Below are 17,245 nucleotides of genomic sequence, written 5' to 3'. Positions count from 1 at the left end.
CCGGGGCGCGCCGCCGCGCCCGGACCAGGGGGACTTCATGACCAGACTTTCCAGCCGCATCGGCCTGCTCGCCGGCTTGACCGCCATCCTAGGCCTCTCGGCCTGCGCCATGATCGACGAGGATTCGCAACTCGACCCGGAAGTCATGGAAGACCCCTGGATGGACGAAGCCCGCGACAACTCCACGCCCCAGGGCGTGATGGGCGACAACTATTAGGGAATTTCCTCCGAATTTGCGGGGGAAGTTTGCGCTTCCCGGACCCCGCCTTCGAGACGCCCTTTCGGGCTCCTCAGGCTAATGCTTGGGAGTATGAAACGGTTGTTCCCCCCTCCCTATCACCTCACCCTGAGGAGCCGCGCCAACGGCGCGGCGTCTCGAAGGGCCGTCACAGAACAAAACGCGCCCTCCCCATCACCCAGCATTGTCATCCCGGACTTGATCCGGGATCCCGGCGAACAAGCACGCAAGCTCCGCTGAGACCCCGCATCTCCGCTTCGCTCCGTGCGGGATGACAATTTAGGGGGATGAATCGAAAACAATCAGACCGGGTCCCCGCCTGCCCCATACTTCTCCCTGTTCGCTGCCGCGAGGGACCATGAGCTCGGGTCGCATGGGGCGGGGAACGGCGCCGGAGGTGTCGCGGGAGGAGACCTTGCCCGATGACCGCTCCGGCCTGTCGGAAGGGACTGCGAAGGAAAAACGGTCGCAAGGCCAACTTCAGGCAGGTTCAAACGTCAGCGGCGCGCAGCTTCGGTTCGCAAAGCACTCAATAATAAATACGGCCAGCGTCCGAAACGCGCGCCGCTTCCCTCACCTTACCCAACCCTCCGAGGTCACAGGACCTGCGGAGCTTTCGGCGCATGTCGCCACCCTCGCCCACCGACAGTCCCCGGAAATCGCGAAGCGATTATCCGGGGTCCAGAGATGGCGGGACCGTCGCAGACTGGATCCCGGATATCCGCTCACGCGGATTCCGGGAGCTAGAAAAGAGAAAAAGAAAAGAAGTCCCCTCGCCCCCGAGAGGGGGAGAGGGCTTGAGGCTCCAAATCTGGAAGATTTGGTCAGCCGAAAGGGTGAGGGGGTGGCTCTCAGAACAAAGCGCAACACCTCCAACGCCTCCCCTCATCCGGTCCTTCGGACCACCTTCTCCCCTCCATAGGGGAGAAGGGACTTTGAAATCGGAGTCGCCGCGCTACTCCTCCCGCGCCAGCGGGTGCGCGTCTTCGACCAGCCGTCTCAGCCGTTCCTCCAGAACGTGCGTGTAAATCTGCGTCGTCGAGATATCGGCATGACCCAGCAGGGTCTGGACGCTGCGCAAATCGGCGCCATGCGCCAGAAGGTGGCTGGCAAAGGCGTGCCGCAGCACATGGGGCGAGATTTTCGAGGCGTCGAGGCCGGCTTTCAGCGCCAGCGCCTTGAGAATTTGCGCGAACCGCTCCCGCGTCAAATGCCCGGCGGCCGCGCGCGAGGGGAAAAGATATTTCTCGGCCTTGTCGAACTGTTTCGTTCCCTTGGGCGGCAATGTGCGGTCCCGCACCGCGCGCCAGGCAACGATGGCGTCCAGCGCATCGGGGTTCAGGGGGGCCAGCCGCTCCTTCCCGCCCTTGCCGCGGATCATCAGGCAACGCTCGCGCCGCGCCACCGCAGAAACCGGCAGCGACACCAGCTCGCTGACCCGCAGGCCGGCGGCGTACAGGACCTCGATCAGGCAGCGCGTGCGCAGGCCCGCCGTGCTTTCGTCGGACCGCGCCGCCTCCAGCAGAAGGTCGACATCGCCCTCGCTCATCGTCTTGGGCAGCGGGCGGCCCCGGCCGGGCGAATCCAGCGTCTCGGTCGGATCGTCCTTGCGCTGCTTCTCGGCGCGCTGGAAGCGGAAGAATTGCCGCGCGGCGGAGAGTTTCCGCGCCTGCGTCGTGGCGGCCAGCCCCTCGCCCGCAAAGGCGGACAGGCATTTCGCAACGCCGTCCGCATTGGCCGATTTCAGGCTCTGCCCGTCTGCGCCCAGCCGGACCGAGAAATCTTCAAGGTCGCGGCGATACGCCGAAAGCGTGTTGGCGGAAGCGCCCCGCTCGGCGCTCATCATCTCGAGAAAGGCTTCGATCGCGGCGGCGTCCGCGCCCCTCATCTGCGCCGGACGAGCACCGCGGCCACCGCGATCTCCGCCGCGCTGTCATTCAGCCCGGCCCGGCGCAAGGCCGACACCGCGCTGTACAGATCAGCATCGGAGGCCGCCGCCGGGCTGTCGCCCAGCAGCGCCGCGGCCAGCAGCCCGGTCTCGGCCTTCGCGCCCGCTTCCGCCGCGGCCGCCAGCGTCAGGACCAGCGCCCCGCTCACCGCGCCGCCATCGGCTTCCAGGAACGCCGCGCGCATGTCCGGGGACAGCGGCTCGCCGCCCATCGCCGAGAGCATCAGCGCCTCGAACCCTGCATTCGCGCCGCCCTCATCCAGCCGCCGCTCGACGGCCAGTTCGCCGCGGGCGGAGGGATAAAGATCAATCAGCGCGTTCAGCCGCGCCAGATCCGTGTCCGACGGCGGATCGAAACTGGCGCGTTGCGAAGCCGGCGTGGTCAGGGAAACCGGCTCCGGCGCGCCATCGCCATCCGCATCCAGCGGCGCGCTCAGCGAGGAGGCCGCCGGCGGCGGCGGCGGGGTCGTCGCCCGCTCGCGCCACAGCTCCGCCAGTTCCGGATCGCCGCCCGCCGCGGCGGCGCGGGCGAACAGCATGGCGTGATCGCCGGACCGCTCGATATTGGCCATCACCGGGCGATAGAGCCGGGCGGTCAGCATGAAATCCTCCGCCGTGCGGGCGCCGTCCAGCGCCTCGGCCACCGCGTCCGCTTTCATCGCCGGATCGGTCAGGCTCTCTGCGGCGCGGAACATCAGCGCCTCGCGCGTCTCGCCCTCGGCGTTCATCGCCGCGGCCATCAGGTCCGCGGCCACGCCCTCGGTCTCGGGCGGCTGCACGCTGCGATAGATTTCAGCCAGCGCCCCGGCGGAGATCAGGCCCATCCCGGCCGCCTTGCGGGCCAGCACGGGTTTGATTTCTTCCGGCCCCTCGCCCAGCGTCAGGGCGGTCAGGACCGGCGGCGAAAGCTCGTCCAGCTTCAGGCGGATCGTCGTGTTGCTGTTCAGCGCCATGGCCAGAAGAAGCGGGCTGGCCGGCTCCACTTCCTCAACCTCGTCGCCATAGGCCAGCGACATGGCGGTGTCGAAATTCTCGTCCGGTCCGGCGGCGCGCGCCAGATCCTCGGTAAGGCGGGCGGCGGAATCATTGGCGCGGGTCAGGCAGACCGCGCGAAGCTGCAGCCAGTAAGCCTCGTCCCGCCCGTCTTTCAGGCGGTTCGCCGTCTGGCAGGCCTGGTCCATCTGGCCCAGCGACAGTTCGGCGTCCGCTTTCAGGCGCGACAAATCTGGCGCTTCCTCGATGGCCGGCGTGCGGCGGCCCAGCTCGGCCACGTCCTCGGCGAAACCGATATTCCAGGCGGTCTCCATGCGCAGCGCGGCCAGCGCCTGATCGCCCGCCGCGCCATCGGGCGGCGCGCCGCCGGACAGCAGAGCCCGCGCGGTCAGCCGGTTCACGGCCGCCGATTGCGACGGCGCCGGGGCGCGTTCGATCGCGGCGCGCGCCGTGGCGGCGTTGGAGCCGCGCCACAGCGTCTCGGGCAGCGCCCCTTCGCTGCGGTCCAGCGCGCTGACATCGAACGGATCGACCGGGCGCAGCGGCTCGGACGTGATGGACTGGGCCAGCGCCGCGCCGGCGCAGGCGGCCAGCGTCAGGCCAAGCGCGCTATTCTTCAGCAGGGACTTCAATTTCAACGCGAACCTCCTCATCGCCCGGATCCATGCCGTTCGCCACCGCCAGCAGCCATGCGAAGCCGCCGATGAAGATCACCAGGATTGCGATGATGGCGAACAGGGTCAGACGCATCTTTGTCTCCAGAACTTATCTCAAGGCGTGCGCCAGCAAACAGCGGCGCCGCGAAAATATCCACCCCGCCTTTCTGCGCCTTGCGGCGGGCGCGGGCTATCCCTAAAGCTCGACATACATGACTCATCAAACTGGCGGAAGTTCGGCGGACAAGCCCCGCCGCGAAAAGACAATCGCTCTGGTCGGATTAATGGGCGCGGGCAAGACCACGGTCGGCCGGCGTCTGGCGAAACGGCTGCGTATGCCGTTCTATGACGCGGACGAGGAAATAGAGAAGGCGGCGGGCCGCACGGTGAGCGAGATTTTCGACGAATTCGGAGAGGCGCATTTCCGCGACGGCGAACGCAAGGTCATTGCCCGTCTGGTCGATGACGGTCCCTGTGTTCTGGCCACCGGCGGCGGCGCGTTCATGAACGACCAGACGCGCGGCCTGATCAAGGATCGCGCCGTGTCCGTCTGGCTGCGCGTCGATCTGGATATCCTGGCCGAACGCGTCTCCCGCAGGAACACGCGGCCCCTGCTGCGAGGCAAGAATCCGCGGGACGTTCTGGAAAAACTGGCGGAAACCCGCGACCCGGCCTACGGACAGGCCGATATCGTGGTCGATTGCGGGCCCGGCCCGCATGACACCGCCGTGCGCGCCATCCTGCAATCGCTGGAACAGCACGGATACGCGCGGACATGAGCGGCCATGACCTGACCGTCGATCTGGGCGACCGGTCCTACCCCATCCTGATCGGCCCTGATGCCCTTGACCGCTTTGGCGAAAACGCCGGGGAATATTTCCCGCGCGGAACCGCCAGCGTGATCAGCGACCGCACGGTCTGGGGACTGCACGGCAAGGCGCTGACCGATGCGCTGGCGGCGGCGAATGTCGCGGTGGAGCCAATCCTCATCGAACCGGGCGAAGCGCAGAAATCCTTTGCGGAGCTGGAACGCGTGCTGGACGCGCTGCTGGAGCGCCGGACCGAGCGCGGCGACGCGGTGATCGCGTTCGGCGGCGGCGTGGCCGGCGATCTGGCCGGGTTCGCCTCAGCCATACTCAAGCGCGGAACCTCCTTCATCCAGATCCCGACAACCCTGCTGGCGCAGGTCGACTCCTCGGTCGGCGGCAAGACGGGGATTAATACGGCGCGCGGCAAGAATCTGGTCGGCGCATTCCACCAGCCCAAACTGGTGGTCGCCGATACCCGCTTCATCGCCACCCTGCCCGGCCGCGAGCGCCGCGGCGGTTATGCGGAAGTGCTGAAATACGCGCTGATCCGCGACGCCGGCTTCTTCGACTGGCTGGAGGCGAAGGGACAGGACGTCCTCGCCGCCGAGCCGGAGGCCGTGGCTGAAGCCGTGCACCGATCCGCGGCCTGGAAAGCCCGCATCGTGGCGGAGGACGAACGGGAAACCGGCGTCCGCGCCCTCTTGAATTTCGGCCACACATTCGGCCACGCGGCGGAAGCGGAGGCCGGCTATGACGGCGGCGTCATTCATGGAGAGGCCGTCGCCTGGGGCATGGCGGCGGCGACGCGCTATTCCGCGCGGCTGGGATTGTGCGCAGAAGACGCGGCGGACCGCCTTGCCACGCATCTTTCCGCACACGGGCTTCCGCACAGTCTTCAAACGCTGGGCGGCGGGCCCTATGTTGCTGAACGGCTTATGCAGCGCATGGCGGACGACAAGAAAGTGTCGGGCGGACGCATCACCCTGATCCTGACCAAGGGGCTGGGCGAGGCGTTCATAGAGCCCGACGCCGACCCCGGGGCGCTGGCGACTTTTCTGGAGGATGAAACCAAGCCCTGATGATTTTCGGCCTGACTGCCACCCTGATCGCCATCGCCTTCCTGCTGATGCTGTCCGGATTCTTTTCCGGCTCCGAAACCGCCCTGACGGCCGCGTCCCGCGCCCGACTGCACGGCTGGGAGAAGCAGGGAGACGGCGGCGCGCGCATCGCCAATGTCCTGATCGCCGACCGGGAGCGCCTGATCGGCGCCATCCTGCTGGGCAACAACCTGGTCAATATCCTTGCCTCTGCGCTGGCCACGGTTGCCTTCGTGCAGATGTTCGGCGAGGCCGGCGTTGCCTACGCCACAGCGGCGATGACCGCTCTTGTGGTGATCTTTTCCGAGGTCCTGCCCAAGAGCTATGCCCTGTCCAACGCCGACCGGTTCGCCACCACGGTCGCGCGGCCTATCCAGATCATCGTTTTCCTGTTTGCCCCGATTGTCGCTGCGGTGCGTTTCATCGTGCGCCTGACGCTGGGCATTTTCGGCATCAAGGTGGAAGGCGACGCGCTGGACGCGCATGAGGAAATCCGCGGCGCGGTCGACCTGCACCACCATGAAGGCGGCGTGGTCAAACATGACCGCGACATGCTGGGCGGCGTTCTGGATTTGCGCGACCTGACGGTCGAGGACGTGATGGTCCACCGCAAGAACATGAACATGCTGGACCTGGCCAAGACCGCCGAGGAACTGGTCGACGAGGCGCTGGACAGCGCCCATACCCGCCTGCCCGCCTATGAGGACGACGCCGAGAACATTGTGGGCGTGCTGCACGCCAAGGACCTGTCGCGGGCGCTTCGCGCGGTCGGCGGCGACCTTTCGCAGATCGAGGTTCGGGATGTAACGCGCGAGCCGTGGTTTGTGCCGGAGACGACGTCCCTGCTGGAGCAGTTGAACGCCTTCCGCCGCAAGCGCGAGCATTTCGCGCTGGTGGTCGACGAATATGGCGCGCTGATGGGCCTGATCACGCTGGAGGATATTCTTGAAGAGATCGTCGGCGAGATCGAGGACGAGCATGACGAGCGCGTGCAGGGCCTGAAAACGCAGGGCGACGGCTCTGTCATCGCGGAGGGGTCCGTCCCGATCCGCGACCTCAACCGCGCCATGGACTGGAACCTGCCGGACGAGGAAGCGGTCACCATCGCCGGTCTGGTGATTCACGAGGCGCAAACGATCCCGGAAACCGGCCAGATCTTCGCCTTTCACGATCACCGTTTTGAAGTGCTGAAGCGCCAGCGCAACCAGATCACGCTGTTGCGAATCTCGCCCGCCCCGGAACCCGATTTCTCCGTCCCGGAAGGCGTTTAAGGCGCTACTCCGCCTCTTCCGGCGTCAGGGCGCGAATGCGCAGCGCGTGCAGCCGGCCGGAAAATTCCGCGTCCACCGCCGCATTCACCGCGCGGTGACGGGCGACGCGATTCATGCCCTCGAACCCGTCCCAGACGACGGCGGCGGCGAAATGGCTTTCGCCGCCATCGGGCGCGCCGGCATGGCCCTCATGCAGGGCGGATTCGTCCTGCAGCGCGATATAAGCGCCCGGAAATGCGGTCTCCAGCGCCGATTGAATCCGTTTCGCTGTCTCGCCCATAGCCCTATCTGCCTTTCACGCGTGTCAAGTCGTTGCCCGGGGGGCGGACGCTGCCCATAATCTCTGCGTTATGTCAGGCGCGTTCCAATATCGCCCCAAGTTTCGGGACATACGGGTCAAACCGCCCGGAAAGGAAGAGGCGCGTACAGGCGAGCAGACCTGCGAGTGGGCCGGGTGCGTGCGCAAAGGCGAATGCCGCGCGCCGAAATCGCCCGAGGACCTGAAGCATTTCTACTGGTTCTGCGCCGAACACGCGGCGAAATACAATCGCTCCTGGGACTTCTTCGACGGCATGAGCGAGGGCGAGATCAAGGCGTTTCAGGAAAGCGGCTATTACGGCCACCGCCCGACCTGGGATTTCAAGAACGGCTCTCGCCGCGGCGATGCGGCCTCCCGCGCCAGCCGCGACTGGACGACGATCTTTTCCGACCCGCACGGCCTGTTCGGCGGCGCCAAGCCGGGACAGCCGCAGCCCCAGACCCGCCGTCTGACCAAGCTGCAGAAAAAAGCGCTCGAGGAAATGAATCTGAGCGAGGCGGCCTCAGCCGGCGATATCCGCCAGCGCTACCGCGAACTGGTCAAACGCCTACACCCGGACGCCAATGGCGGCGACCGGTCGCTGGAAGACCGCTTGCAGGCGGTTATTCGGGCCTATGAGACTCTGAAGACGACGGGTCTGACCTAGACTCCCCGTTCATGCGGTCGCGGACCGCCTTTTCGGCCGCGTCGGCGGCGCGATTGCGGCGATCCCGCGTTTTCCTGCCGCCCCAGAAGAAGAACGCCGCCACGGCGGCGCCGACCAGGATCAGGGTGATCAGGCCGGTTCCCATGCCCTAAAGCCCGAAACGGGAATAGGCGGCGCGGTGTTCGACCTCGGCGGCGAACGCGCTGGCGCCGCCGGAGAGCAGCTTGCCGACCAGGGATTTCTTCGGTCCGCCGAACGGCTTGACCCGGACGTCATCGCCGAACTTTTCGCGCAGGATGGCGCGCACCGAACCGGTGGCGTCGATCAGGCCCAGTTTTGCCGCTTCCTCGCCCAGCCAGACATCGCCATTGAACAGCGTCTCGTCATCGGCGGTCAGCTTGCTCTCGCGCCGGGATTTTACCAGCGCCTTGAACTGGGCGTGCATGCCTTTCTGGATGGTCTTCAGCCGGTCGATGTCCTCCGGGTTTTCCGGGGAGAACGGATCCAGCATCGATTTGTTTTTGCCGGCGGTATAGAGCCGCCGCTCCACGCCCGCCTTCTCCATCAGGCCGGTGAAACCGAAACTGGCCGAAATCACGCCGATGGAGCCTACGATGGAGCCGGCGTCGGCATATAGCTCGTCGCCGGCCAGCGCGATCCAGTATCCGCCGGACGCGGCCAGATCCTCGCAGAAGACCAGCACCTGCTTGTCGTGCTTGTCCGCCAGCTCGCGGATGCGGCGATGAATCAGGTTGGACTGCACCGGCGCGCCGCCCGGCGAATTGATGACCAGCGCCACGGCTTTCGCCTTCTTCACCGTGAACGCCTTGTCCAGCGCATCCCCGACCCCGGCGAGATTCAGCGCGCGGTCGAAGCGTGAGGGCGTGGCGGAAATCGCCCCTTCCAGCCGCACCAGCGGCACGACGGGCGAAGATTTCAGGAACGGAAGGCGGAAACGGGACTTATCTGACATGGGCAAACACCTAAGCCCTTGGCACGGAACTGCAAGCGCCGGAATGACGGGCGATATAGGGGAGGCTGGAAATGATTGAATGGTTTGCGCCGTCAGACTGGACGGCGGCATGGCGGGTGGCGCTGGGCGCGCTGACCGGTTTTGCAGGGCTGATCCTGCTGGCGCGCATCGCCGGGCTTCGCAGTTTTTCGCAAATGTCGGCGTTCGACTTTGTCACCACCGTCGCCGTCGGCTCCATGCTCGGCACCATCATCCTGACGCCCAGCCTGCCCATCGCGCTGGGCCTGATCGGGCTGGCGGCGCTGTTTGCAATTCAGGAAATTTCGGCGATGGCGCGCAAACGCTGGCGCGGCGAGGTGGTGATGGACAACAAGCCGCTGCTGTTGATGGAGCGCGGTGAAATCCTGTTCGAGAACCTGAAGGCCGCCAAAGTTACCGAGCACGACCTCTACGCCAAGCTGCGGTCGGAAAACATCCACCGCCTGGAAGAGGTCCAGGCGGTGGTGTTCGAGACAACCGGCGACGTGTCGGTGCTGCACGGCAAGGATATGGAGATCGAACCGGCGCTGCTGGACAATGTCCGGCGAAGCGGCAGCGCGATCCCGACGTCCGGCTAGCCCGCCATGCGGGATCCGGCCTCGTCCAGTTCGTCGTTTTCGGATTTCTGGGCGGCGGCGCGGTCCCGCGCCTTACGCCTTTCCTCCAGAAGTTCGTATTTCTTCAGTTCCTCGAAGGCGGCGCGCAGGTCGGCGCGCATCGCCTCGGCCTGCTCGTCGACTTCGTTGAGAGAGCGCTTGATATTCTCGCGGCGCTCGATCACCGCCTTGGCGTAGGCGCCATAGGCCGCGCCCGATTGCGGGTCGGCGGCGGCGGCTTCCTGCTCGCGCTGGACGTCCTGTTCCAGCTCGTCCGCCTTGCGGCCGAGCGAACCGCGCGCGCGGTCCAGTTCGGCCATCTGCTTTTGCAGACCCTCAACCTTGAACCGCGCCAGACGGATCAGGGATTCATGAGATCTATTCATTGTTATCCTCTTGGTTCATACCCCTGCCACTCAAAATTCCCTGCAGGCGCGCGAAGCTTTCCTCCATCGAGGTCGCCTCGTTCTTGTCCTGCGCCAGGAACGCTTCCAGCTCCGGATTGAGCGCGATGGCCTGATCCAGTTCCGGGTCGGATCCGCGCTGATAAGCGCCGATCCGGATAAGTTCTTCCATGTCCGCGTATGAAGAGAGCATGCGGCGGGCCTGCCGCGTGATCTGCTGCTCCTCCGGAGTCTGACAGTCCGGCATGGCGCGCGAGACCGTCTTCAAGACATCGATCGCCGGGAAACGGCCGCGTTCGGCGATGTCCCGGCTCATGACCACGTGGCCGTCCAGCACGCCGCGCACGGCGTCGGCCACCGGCTCGTTCATGTCGTCGCCCTCGACCAGGACGGAGAACAGGCCGGTGATCGTGCCGGTCTTGCCGCCATTGTCGTATCCGGGGCCCGCGCGCTCCAGCAGGCGCGGAAGCTCGGCGAAGACGGACGGCGTGTAGCCGCGGGTCGTGGGCGGCTCGCCCGCGGCGAGGCCGATTTCGCGCTGCGCCATGGCGAAACGGGTCACGGAATCCATCAGGCAGAGCACGTCCTGCCCCTGATCCCGGAAATATTCGGCGACCGCCAGCGTGGTCCAGGCCGCCTGGCGGCGGGCCAGCGCGCTTTCATCGGAGGTCGCCAGCACGACGACGGAGCGGGCCAGCCCCTCCTCGCCCAGCACGTCCTCGACAAACTCGCGCGCTTCGCGGCCGCGTTCGCCGATCAGGCCAATCACGGCCACCTGGCTTTCGGCGCGGCGCGCCAGCATGGACATCAGAACCGATTTGCCGACGCCCGAACCGGCGAAAATGCCAAGGCGCTGGCCACGGCGGACCTGCGCGAACGTATCCAGCGCGCGAACTCCGGTGGTCATGCGTTCGCCCAGCCGCGCGCGCTCGCAAGCGCGCGGCGGCGTGGCGCGCAGACGCACCGGCAGGTCGCCTTCGTCCAGCGAGCCCTTGCCGTCGGCGGGACGGCCGAACGCATCCACCACCCGCCCCAGCCATGCGGCGTTGGGGCGGACAGAGGGGGACGCCTCGGCCAGGCGCACATCGGCGCCGGCGCGCGCGCCTTCCAGTGAACCGTAAGCCATCAGCAGCGCCTTGCCGTCGCGCACGCCGACAACTTCGCATTCCAGATCGCCCTCGCGCGCGCCGGTGAGCGCACGCGCGCCCAATGGAAAGGCGCCGGACGGGCCGGACGCCTCGATCACCAGCCCGCCGACAGAGCGGGCGCGGCCGCGCCAGTGGCGGGGCTCCAGGGCTTCGATATCTGCAATTGCGCTGCGCATTGGGTTTAAAGGGCCTGTCCGGGCTGCAATTTCTTCGTTGCCCGGCAAGATATGCCCGGGTGCGTTTCCCCGGCGTTAACGCTACAAATTGAATTTGCTGATTAACCCGTCATTAAACGGGAATAGCCGCCCGGAACCGGGTTGATCCCCGCCATGAGAATCGGGAACGCGCGCGTTACTGAGTCGCCCCTGACAGGAGGTTGTGCGAATCGCCGTAATTTCGCCCCGGCGGTTAACCTTCTTTAAGGATTTGTCCTTAGCGTCGGGAAAGCGTTAACCATCGGTAAGTCCGGCGCCACCACGATTCGCGCCAAAAACATTCGGGGGATCATCAATGCGGGTCTTGTTAATCGAGGACGACAGCTCCACGGCTCAGTCCATCGAGCTCATGCTCAAATCCGAAGGATTCAACATCTACACAACCGATCTCGGCGAAGAGGGCGTCGATCTCGGCAAGCTGTATGATTACGACATCATCCTTCTGGACCTGAACCTGCCGGACATGCCCGGCTATGACGTCCTGAAGACGCTGCGGGTCGCCAAGATCGGCACCCCGGTCATGGTCCTGTCCGGCACGGCCGACGTGGACGCGAAGGTTCGCGGTCTGGGCTACGGCGCCGACGACTACATGACCAAGCCGTTCCACAAGGACGAGCTGGTCGCCCGCATCAACGCCATTGTCCGCCGCTCCAAGGGTCACTCCCAGTCGGTCATCAAGACCGGCGACATCACGGTGAACCTGGACGCCAAGACCACCGAGGTCAGCGGCCAGCGCGTGCACCTGACCGGCAAGGAATACCAGATGCTGGAGCTGCTCTCCCTGCGCAAAGGGACGACGCTCACCAAGGAGATGTTCCTGAACCATCTCTATGGCGGCATGGACGAGCCGGAGCTGAAGATCATCGACGTCTTCATCTGCAAGCTCCGCAAGAAGCTCGCGGCCGCGACCAACGGCAACCACTATATCGAAACCGTCTGGGGCCGCGGCTATGTGCTGCGCGATCCGGAAGAAGGCACGGTCACGGAAAGCGAATCCGCGGCCGCCTGATACGCCGTTTCACCAGACTTACCCCGAACGCCAGGAAAGGGCGGCCCGCACGGGCCGCCCTTTTCTTTTGCGCGTCCGAAAACCCGGAAATCGGACGGTCCGCCAAAGTCCCGTCACTTTTTAGGCGGATCCTGAATCCTGATCGTCCCTGTGACGGTTGATAGCGGCTGACAGGTTCCAGCCGGGCGATCCCGGCATGGCGGTTGTCGCAGGCGTATGAAGCCTGTTACCCATGCCCCATGGAAACTGGAACACTGATTACGCTCGCTCTGTATTTTCTTGGAATGCTGGGCATCGGGCTGTACGCGTGGAGGAAATCGACCTCCGACGTGTCCGGCTACATGCTTGGCGGCCGTAACCTTTCCCCGGCCGTTGCCTCGCTGTCCGCTGGCGCCTCAGACATGAGCGGCTGGCTCATGATGGGCCTGCCGGGCGCGATGTTCGTCTCCGGCCTGCCGGCCGCATGGATCGGCGTGGGGCTGTTTGTCGGCGCCTATGCGAACTATCTCATCGTTGCGCCGCGCCTTCGCGTCTATACCGAAGAGGCCAACGACGCGATCACCATCCCGGACTATTTCGGCGAACGCTTCGCCGACCGCGGCCATTTGCTGCGCGTCCTGTCGTCCGTGGTGATCGTGATCTTCTTCACGCTCTACACCTCCTCCGGCATGGTGGCCGGAGGCAAGCTGTTCGACAGCGCGTTCGGCCTGGATTACCGCTGGGGCCTGTGGATCACCGCCTCGGTCGTGATGGCCTATACGCTGTTCGGCGGCTTTCTGGCCGTCAGCCTGACCGACTTCGTGCAAGGCTGCATCGTCTTCGTGGCGCTGGTCGTTGTGCCCATCGTGGCGCTGACCGATGTCGGCGGCCCGTCCGGCGCGGCCCAGACGCTCAACAGCATCGACCCGACCCTGCTGAACCTGTTCTCAGGCGTGACGCTGCTGGGCCTGATATCCTCACTGGCGTGGGGACTGGGCTATTTCGGACAGCCGCACATCATCGTGCGTTTCATGGCCGTGCGTTCCGTGAAGGACGTGCCTGCCATGCGGCGCATCGGCATGACCTGGATGGGCGTCTCCATGATCGGCACGCTGACCACCGGCATTGTCGGCCTGGTCTACGCGACCCAGAACAATGTGCCCGTGGACGATCCCGAGACCATCCTGATCATCCTGTCGGAAGTGCTGTTCCATCCGCTGGTGCTGGGCTTCCTGCTGGCCGCCATACTGGCCGCGATCATGAGTACGGTGTCGTCGCAATTGCTGGTCTCCTCCAGCTCTCTGACCGAGGACTTCTACCGCATCTTCCTGCGCAAGAACGCCAGCGAGAAAGAGCTGGTGACGGTCGGCCGCATTTCCGTTCTGGCCGTGGCGCTGGCCGCCATCGCCCTGGCCTATGACCCGGAAAGCAATGTGCTGAACCTGGTGTCCAACGCCTGGGCCGGCTTCGGCGCGGCCTTCGGTCCGGTGGTTATCCTCAGCCTGACCTGGCGGCGGATGACGCGGAACGGCGCGCTGGCCGGCATGGTTGTCGGCGCGGTGACCGTCCTGTTCTGGATCTACGCCCCGGTTCTGGCCGATGGCGCGGCCTTGTCCAGCGTGTTGTACGAAATCGTCCCCGGTTTCATTCTCAGCTTCGCTGCGATCATCGCCGTCAGCCTGATCGACACGCCCCCCTCCCCGGACATGGTGGAAACCTATGACCGGGTGAAGGACGAGTTGAAGAGGAACGGCCCGAAATCGGTCATCTGATCCGTCCCGGCTCCGGCCGATGACGCACATATAGCCAAAAAGGAAAACGCCCTCCCCGGTCTCCCGGAGAGGGCGTTTTTTATGCGCGGCGGCGTCAGCCTGATCAGTTAGACGCCGTCCGGATTTCGGCGGCGCTTTGCGTCTGCCGGTCGATGACCTCGCGGGCCTCGGTCAGCGCGGCCTCGGTCGTCATCTCGCCTTCCTCGACCTTTCCGGCCAGTTCCAGAACCGGCATGTAGAGGCGTTCGCCCTCGGCATTGTCGTCGATGGCGAGCGCGCCGGTTTCAATCAGCGCGTTCCATTTATCCCGGACGCCGGCCCAATAGTCGGCCGTCTTGGACCAGTAGACCTCGCCCGCATCCGGCGCGAACCCGTCCGTGCGGTAGTAGGAGTTGATGCCCACTTCGCGCACCAGTTCTTCCGGGCCGTTTTCGGTCAGCACCAGCTTGTGGTTGTCCTGCTCGTGCCACCAGCCCCACGGCGCGACCGTGTGCCGGTTCACCGCGGCCAGAACGTCATAATCGTCGCGCGTGGTGGCGTCGCGGCGCGGCAACGGGCGCCAGGACACTGGCGGCTCCCAGGTGGAAATCTCGCCCTCATGCTCCCACGGGGCGACAGCGGCGTAACGCGGACCGTCATCAACCTGGTAGACGGTCTGCGACCAGGTGCCCTGACGCTCGGCCCTGTTCAGCGTCTTCGCCTCCCAGCGGTCATGCCCCTGATAGGCCAGGATCGATTCCGGCTCATACGCCCAGTCCTGACGCCAGTGCTTCACGACGATGTCCTTGCCGCCATGATTCATCACAAGGATATGCTGCAGGCTGATGAAGCCCGGCTCATCCTCGATCACCCGGACGATCTCGGTCGTCGGCGTGACCTTTTGCGGCTTCAGCTCATAACCATCCTGCAGCGGCACGGTTTCGGTGAAGTCGAACGTCACGTCGAAATCGCCGGCCATCTCCAGAATGGCCTGACGGTCGCGCTCGTAATCGGCCTTCTCCGCGCCCGCGTAAGGCTGGACGGAAGACGCGGCCTCTCCGGTCTGCATCTGCATGGCGGGCTGTGCGGCGCATGCCGAAACCGCCAGCGCAAGGCCGGCGGCGGACGCCCAGATCTTTTTCATTAAATTCCCCTATTGCGCTCTTGCGACTCATTCTCAATGTCGGTACAGCCTCTTTGTATCGCAACTGAGAATTACTCGCAATAAGGAAAGCCGCCATGCTGATCCGTTCATCCCTCCTCGCCGGCGCCTGTTTCGCCGCCCTTACAGCCGGGGCCCATGCCGACGACGATCTGCCGGAGGCCGATGAAGACATGGACGTCGTCACGGTTTACGGCACGTCCAATCCCCTGCCCGTTTTCGACTATCCGGGCATGGTCAGCGTGGTGACGCGCGAAGATATCCAGAAGCTGGGCGCCAGCTCGATCTCCGACCTGCTGGAAGACACGCCCGGTATGCAGTGGTTCGGCGGTCCGCGCCGCACCGGCGAAGGCCCCGCCATCCGGGGCCTGAGCGGGGGCAATGTCCTGATCCTTCTGGACGGCGCGCGCCAGACCTTCCGTTCCGGCCATGACGGCCGGTTCTTCCTGGACCCGGCGCTGGTGAAAACCGCCGAGGTGGTTCGCGGCCCAGCGTCCTCACTTTACGGCTCCGGCGCGGTCGGCGGGGTTCTGGCGTTCGAGACGCTGGACGCCGAAGACCTGCTGGAAGACGGCGAGACCTATGGCTTCCGCGCGCGCACCGGCTATCGCGACGTGAACGAGGAATGGCTGGCCGGCGCCACGGTGTTTGGCCAGACCGGCCCGGTCGATGTTCTAGCGAGCCTGGCCTATCGCGACTCTGGCGATATTTCGCTGGGCAGCGGCGACACCCTGCCTTCCGACGACGATATCTGGACGGGCCTTCTGAAGGGCAATGTCGATGTGACCGAGGCGCTGAACCTGGAGCTGTCCTGGCAGAGCTTCAAGAATGACGCCTTCGAACCCAATAACGGACAGGGCCTGAATGAAGTCGACCCGACGGACGTGCAGTTCGCCAATGTGGAGAAGGAGATCACCTCCGACACGCTGCGCGGGCGACTGAGCTTTGATCCCGCCACGCCGCTGATCAACGCCAGCGCCACGCTGTACCGCAGCGAAAGCGGCGTCGACGAATACGACCCCCAGACCGGACGCACGACCGAACGCGACGTGGAGACCACCGGCTTCCGCGCCAGCAACGCCGCCACGTTTGAATTCGGCGCCAACGAGATCCGCGTGACCACCGGCGTCGACTGGTTCGAGGACAAGCAGACCGGCCGTGACAGCGACAGCACCAACGGCGTGCGCGCCGGGGTGCCGGATGGAAAGTCCGAATTCCTGGGCCTGTTCGCACAGGCGGAAGCCGCCTTCGACCGGCCGCTGGGCATACCGGGCGAGTTGCTGGTCGTGCCCGGGATCCGGTTCGATAATTACAAGAGCTCGTCCAGCGTCGACCCGGAAGAGAACGACGACGAAGCGGTCTCGCCCCGTATTGCGGCCAGCTACGGGCCGGTGGAATGGCTGCGCGTGTTTGGCGGATATTCCGAAGGGTTCCGCGCGCCCTCGATCGACGAGCTGTATCTGGACGGAGTGCATTTCCAGCTGCCGCATCCGATTCTCGGCGCGCCCGTTTTCATCAGCAACCAGTTCATTCCCAACCCGGACCTGGTCCCGGAGAAGACCGAGACCGTGGAATTCGGCGCGGGTCTTGATTTCCGCGATGTCGCCGCGCCCGGCGACCGGTTCCAGGCCAAGGTCTCGCGTTTCGAGACGGACGCCACGGATCTGATCAATCTGGCCGTGGACTTTGCTTTCCCGCCGACCTGTTTCGCGCCGCCCTTCCAGCCGTGCAACGCCGGCGTCACCATCAGCGACAATGTCGATGCGGCGGAGCTGTGGGGCTGGGAAGCCGAGGCCCGCTATGACACGGACCGCATCTCGCTCAGCGCCGCCTTCTCCACCGTGGATGGCGAGAATTCGGCCACCGGCAACAAGCTGGGCGTGCTGACGCCGGCCACCCTGACCCTGGACGGATCCTATCTGTTCGAGGCGCTGGCCCTGCGGCTGGGCGCGCGGGTTCAGGCCGCAGACGAGTTCGACAAGGTCAATGACC

Annotated in this window: 17 protein-coding genes; 9 read left to right on the top strand and 8 right to left on the bottom strand. The window is 65.4% G+C overall.

Annotated elements, in window-relative coordinates; all coding sequences use genetic code 11:
• Positions 1-37: 37 nt before the first annotated feature.
• Complete coding sequence (locus tag H2040_RS06325; RefSeq protein WP_152485816.1) at positions 38-217, top strand: hypothetical protein; 180 nt, start codon at positions 38-40, stop codon at positions 215-217.
• A gap of 976 nt (positions 218-1,193) precedes the next feature.
• On the opposite strand, the gene H2040_RS06320 is transcribed toward H2040_RS06325, so the two are convergent.
• Genes H2040_RS06320 through H2040_RS06310 form a run of 3 tightly spaced genes read right to left on the bottom strand, consistent with a single transcriptional unit; the run spans position 1,194 to position 3,929 of the window.
• Positions 1,194-2,126, bottom strand: coding sequence for a site-specific tyrosine recombinase XerD (locus tag H2040_RS06320; protein ID WP_287156037.1), 933 nt, complete (start codon positions 2,124-2,126; stop codon positions 1,194-1,196).
• Positions 2,123-3,817, bottom strand: a complete 1,695-nt coding sequence (locus H2040_RS06315; protein ID WP_287156033.1) for a hypothetical protein — start codon at positions 3,815-3,817, stop codon at positions 2,123-2,125. The genes H2040_RS06320 and H2040_RS06315 overlap by 4 nt, the downstream gene beginning before the upstream one ends.
• A complete protein-coding gene (locus H2040_RS06310; protein WP_022697198.1) occupies positions 3,789-3,929 on the bottom strand; it encodes a hypothetical protein in 141 nt (46 codons plus the stop codon). Before H2040_RS06310 ends, H2040_RS06315 begins: the two co-directional genes overlap by 29 nt.
• Before the next feature lie 118 nt (positions 3,930-4,047).
• Between H2040_RS06310 and H2040_RS06305 the strand changes: the two genes are divergently transcribed.
• The 3 genes from H2040_RS06305 to H2040_RS06295 are packed head-to-tail and all read left to right on the top strand — an operon-like array spanning position 4,048 to position 7,012.
• Positions 4,048-4,614 carry a shikimate kinase gene (locus tag H2040_RS06305; protein ID WP_287156032.1) on the top strand — a complete coding sequence of 189 codons (567 nt, stop codon included), beginning with the start codon at positions 4,048-4,050 and terminating at the stop codon, positions 4,612-4,614.
• On the top strand, positions 4,611-5,723 hold the full coding sequence (gene aroB / locus H2040_RS06300) for a 3-dehydroquinate synthase (RefSeq protein WP_287156031.1): 1,113 nt from the start codon (positions 4,611-4,613) through the stop codon (positions 5,721-5,723). Before H2040_RS06305 ends, aroB begins: the two co-directional genes overlap by 4 nt.
• Positions 5,723-7,012, top strand: a complete 1,290-nt coding sequence (locus tag H2040_RS06295) for an HlyC/CorC family transporter (protein ID WP_287156026.1) — start codon at positions 5,723-5,725, stop codon at positions 7,010-7,012. Before aroB ends, H2040_RS06295 begins: the two co-directional genes overlap by 1 nt.
• A 4-nt stretch (positions 7,013-7,016) precedes the next feature.
• On the opposite strand, the gene H2040_RS06290 is transcribed toward H2040_RS06295, so the two are convergent.
• The gene (locus H2040_RS06290; RefSeq protein WP_287156019.1) at positions 7,017-7,292 is read right to left on the bottom strand and encodes a BolA family protein; all 276 of its coding nucleotides are present in this window, start codon (positions 7,290-7,292) and stop codon (positions 7,017-7,019) included.
• A 70-nt stretch (positions 7,293-7,362) separates the two neighbouring features.
• On the opposite strand from H2040_RS06290, the gene H2040_RS06285 reads away from it, so the two are divergent.
• On the top strand, positions 7,363-7,977 hold the full coding sequence (locus tag H2040_RS06285; RefSeq protein WP_287156017.1) for a J domain-containing protein: 615 nt from the start codon (positions 7,363-7,365) through the stop codon (positions 7,975-7,977).
• A gap of 148 nt (positions 7,978-8,125) precedes the next feature.
• Here the strand turns inward: H2040_RS06285 and H2040_RS06280 are convergent, their stop codons facing one another.
• Positions 8,126-8,950 (bottom strand): S49 family peptidase, encoded by an 825-nt coding sequence (locus tag H2040_RS06280; RefSeq protein ID WP_287156014.1) that lies wholly within the window; start codon positions 8,948-8,950, stop codon positions 8,126-8,128.
• A gap of 71 nt (positions 8,951-9,021) precedes the next feature.
• On the opposite strand from H2040_RS06280, the gene H2040_RS06275 reads away from it, so the two are divergent.
• Positions 9,022-9,567, top strand: a complete 546-nt coding sequence (locus tag H2040_RS06275; protein WP_287156013.1) for a DUF421 domain-containing protein — start codon at positions 9,022-9,024, stop codon at positions 9,565-9,567.
• Here the strand turns inward: H2040_RS06275 and fliJ are convergent.
• Positions 9,564-9,971, bottom strand: coding sequence for a flagellar export protein FliJ (gene fliJ, locus H2040_RS06270; RefSeq protein WP_022697206.1), 408 nt, complete (start codon positions 9,969-9,971; stop codon positions 9,564-9,566). The two genes, H2040_RS06275 and fliJ, sit on opposite strands and share 4 nt — an antisense overlap.
• Positions 9,964-11,313 carry a flagellar protein export ATPase FliI gene (fliI, locus tag H2040_RS06265; protein WP_287156007.1) on the bottom strand — a complete coding sequence of 450 codons (1,350 nt, stop codon included), beginning with the start codon at positions 11,311-11,313 and terminating at the stop codon, positions 9,964-9,966. Before fliI ends, fliJ begins: the two co-directional genes overlap by 8 nt.
• Before the next feature lie 334 nt (positions 11,314-11,647).
• Here fliI and ctrA point away from each other — a divergent pair, with 334 nt between their 5' ends.
• Entirely contained in the window at positions 11,648-12,361 is a 714-nt protein-coding gene (gene ctrA, locus H2040_RS06260; protein ID WP_022697208.1) for a response regulator transcription factor CtrA, read from the top strand.
• 239 nt (positions 12,362-12,600) lie between these two features.
• Positions 12,601-14,112 carry a sodium/proline symporter PutP gene (gene putP, locus H2040_RS06255; protein ID WP_022697209.1) on the top strand — a complete coding sequence of 504 codons (1,512 nt, stop codon included), beginning with the start codon at positions 12,601-12,603 and terminating at the stop codon, positions 14,110-14,112.
• A gap of 103 nt (positions 14,113-14,215) precedes the next feature.
• Here putP and H2040_RS06250 read toward each other — a convergent pair whose 3' ends face one another.
• Positions 14,216-15,235, bottom strand: a complete 1,020-nt coding sequence (locus H2040_RS06250; protein ID WP_287156005.1) for a DUF6607 family protein — start codon at positions 15,233-15,235, stop codon at positions 14,216-14,218.
• Positions 15,236-15,330: 95 nt separating this feature from the next.
• Here H2040_RS06250 and H2040_RS06245 point away from each other — a divergent pair.
• A partial coding sequence (locus H2040_RS06245; RefSeq protein WP_287156004.1) for a TonB-dependent receptor domain-containing protein occupies positions 15,331-17,245 on the top strand: 1,915 nt, incomplete at its 3' end.

It is taken from the genome of Euryhalocaulis sp. (assembly GCF_013911995.1).
Classification (GTDB): domain Bacteria; phylum Pseudomonadota; class Alphaproteobacteria; order Caulobacterales; family Maricaulaceae; genus Euryhalocaulis; species Euryhalocaulis caribicus.
Note: the sequence above shows the minus strand (reverse complement) of the source record. Positions and strands in the feature narration are given on the sequence as shown.

Excerpts from the sequence above, each read along its gene's own strand:
- H2040_RS06280 (WP_287156014.1), bottom strand. The coding sequence starts at position 8,950 with ATGTCAGATAAGTCCCGTTTCCGCCTTCCGTTCCTGAAATCTTCGCCC.
- H2040_RS06320 (WP_287156037.1), bottom strand. The coding sequence starts at position 2,126 with ATGAGGGGCGCGGACGCCGCCGCGATCGAAGCCTTTCTCGAGATGATG.
- putP (WP_022697209.1), top strand. The coding sequence starts at position 12,601 with ATGGAAACTGGAACACTGATTACGCTCGCTCTGTATTTTCTTGGAATG.
- aroB (WP_287156031.1), top strand. The coding sequence starts at position 4,611 with ATGAGCGGCCATGACCTGACCGTCGATCTGGGCGACCGGTCCTACCCC.
- fliI (WP_287156007.1), bottom strand. The coding sequence starts at position 11,313 with ATGCGCAGCGCAATTGCAGATATCGAAGCCCTGGAGCCCCGCCACTGG.
- H2040_RS06285 (WP_287156017.1), top strand. The coding sequence starts at position 7,363 with ATGTCAGGCGCGTTCCAATATCGCCCCAAGTTTCGGGACATACGGGTC.
- H2040_RS06295 (WP_287156026.1), top strand. The coding sequence starts at position 5,723 with ATGATTTTCGGCCTGACTGCCACCCTGATCGCCATCGCCTTCCTGCTG.
- ctrA (WP_022697208.1), top strand. The coding sequence starts at position 11,648 with ATGCGGGTCTTGTTAATCGAGGACGACAGCTCCACGGCTCAGTCCATC.
- H2040_RS06325 (WP_152485816.1), top strand. The coding sequence starts at position 38 with ATGACCAGACTTTCCAGCCGCATCGGCCTGCTCGCCGGCTTGACCGCC.
- H2040_RS06290 (WP_287156019.1), bottom strand. The coding sequence starts at position 7,292 with ATGGGCGAGACAGCGAAACGGATTCAATCGGCGCTGGAGACCGCATTT.
- fliJ (WP_022697206.1), bottom strand. The coding sequence starts at position 9,971 with ATGAATAGATCTCATGAATCCCTGATCCGTCTGGCGCGGTTCAAGGTT.
- H2040_RS06305 (WP_287156032.1), top strand. The coding sequence starts at position 4,048 with ATGACTCATCAAACTGGCGGAAGTTCGGCGGACAAGCCCCGCCGCGAA.
- H2040_RS06310 (WP_022697198.1), bottom strand. The coding sequence starts at position 3,929 with ATGCGTCTGACCCTGTTCGCCATCATCGCAATCCTGGTGATCTTCATC.
- H2040_RS06275 (WP_287156013.1), top strand. The coding sequence starts at position 9,022 with ATGATTGAATGGTTTGCGCCGTCAGACTGGACGGCGGCATGGCGGGTG.
- H2040_RS06250 (WP_287156005.1), bottom strand. The coding sequence starts at position 15,235 with ATGAAAAAGATCTGGGCGTCCGCCGCCGGCCTTGCGCTGGCGGTTTCG.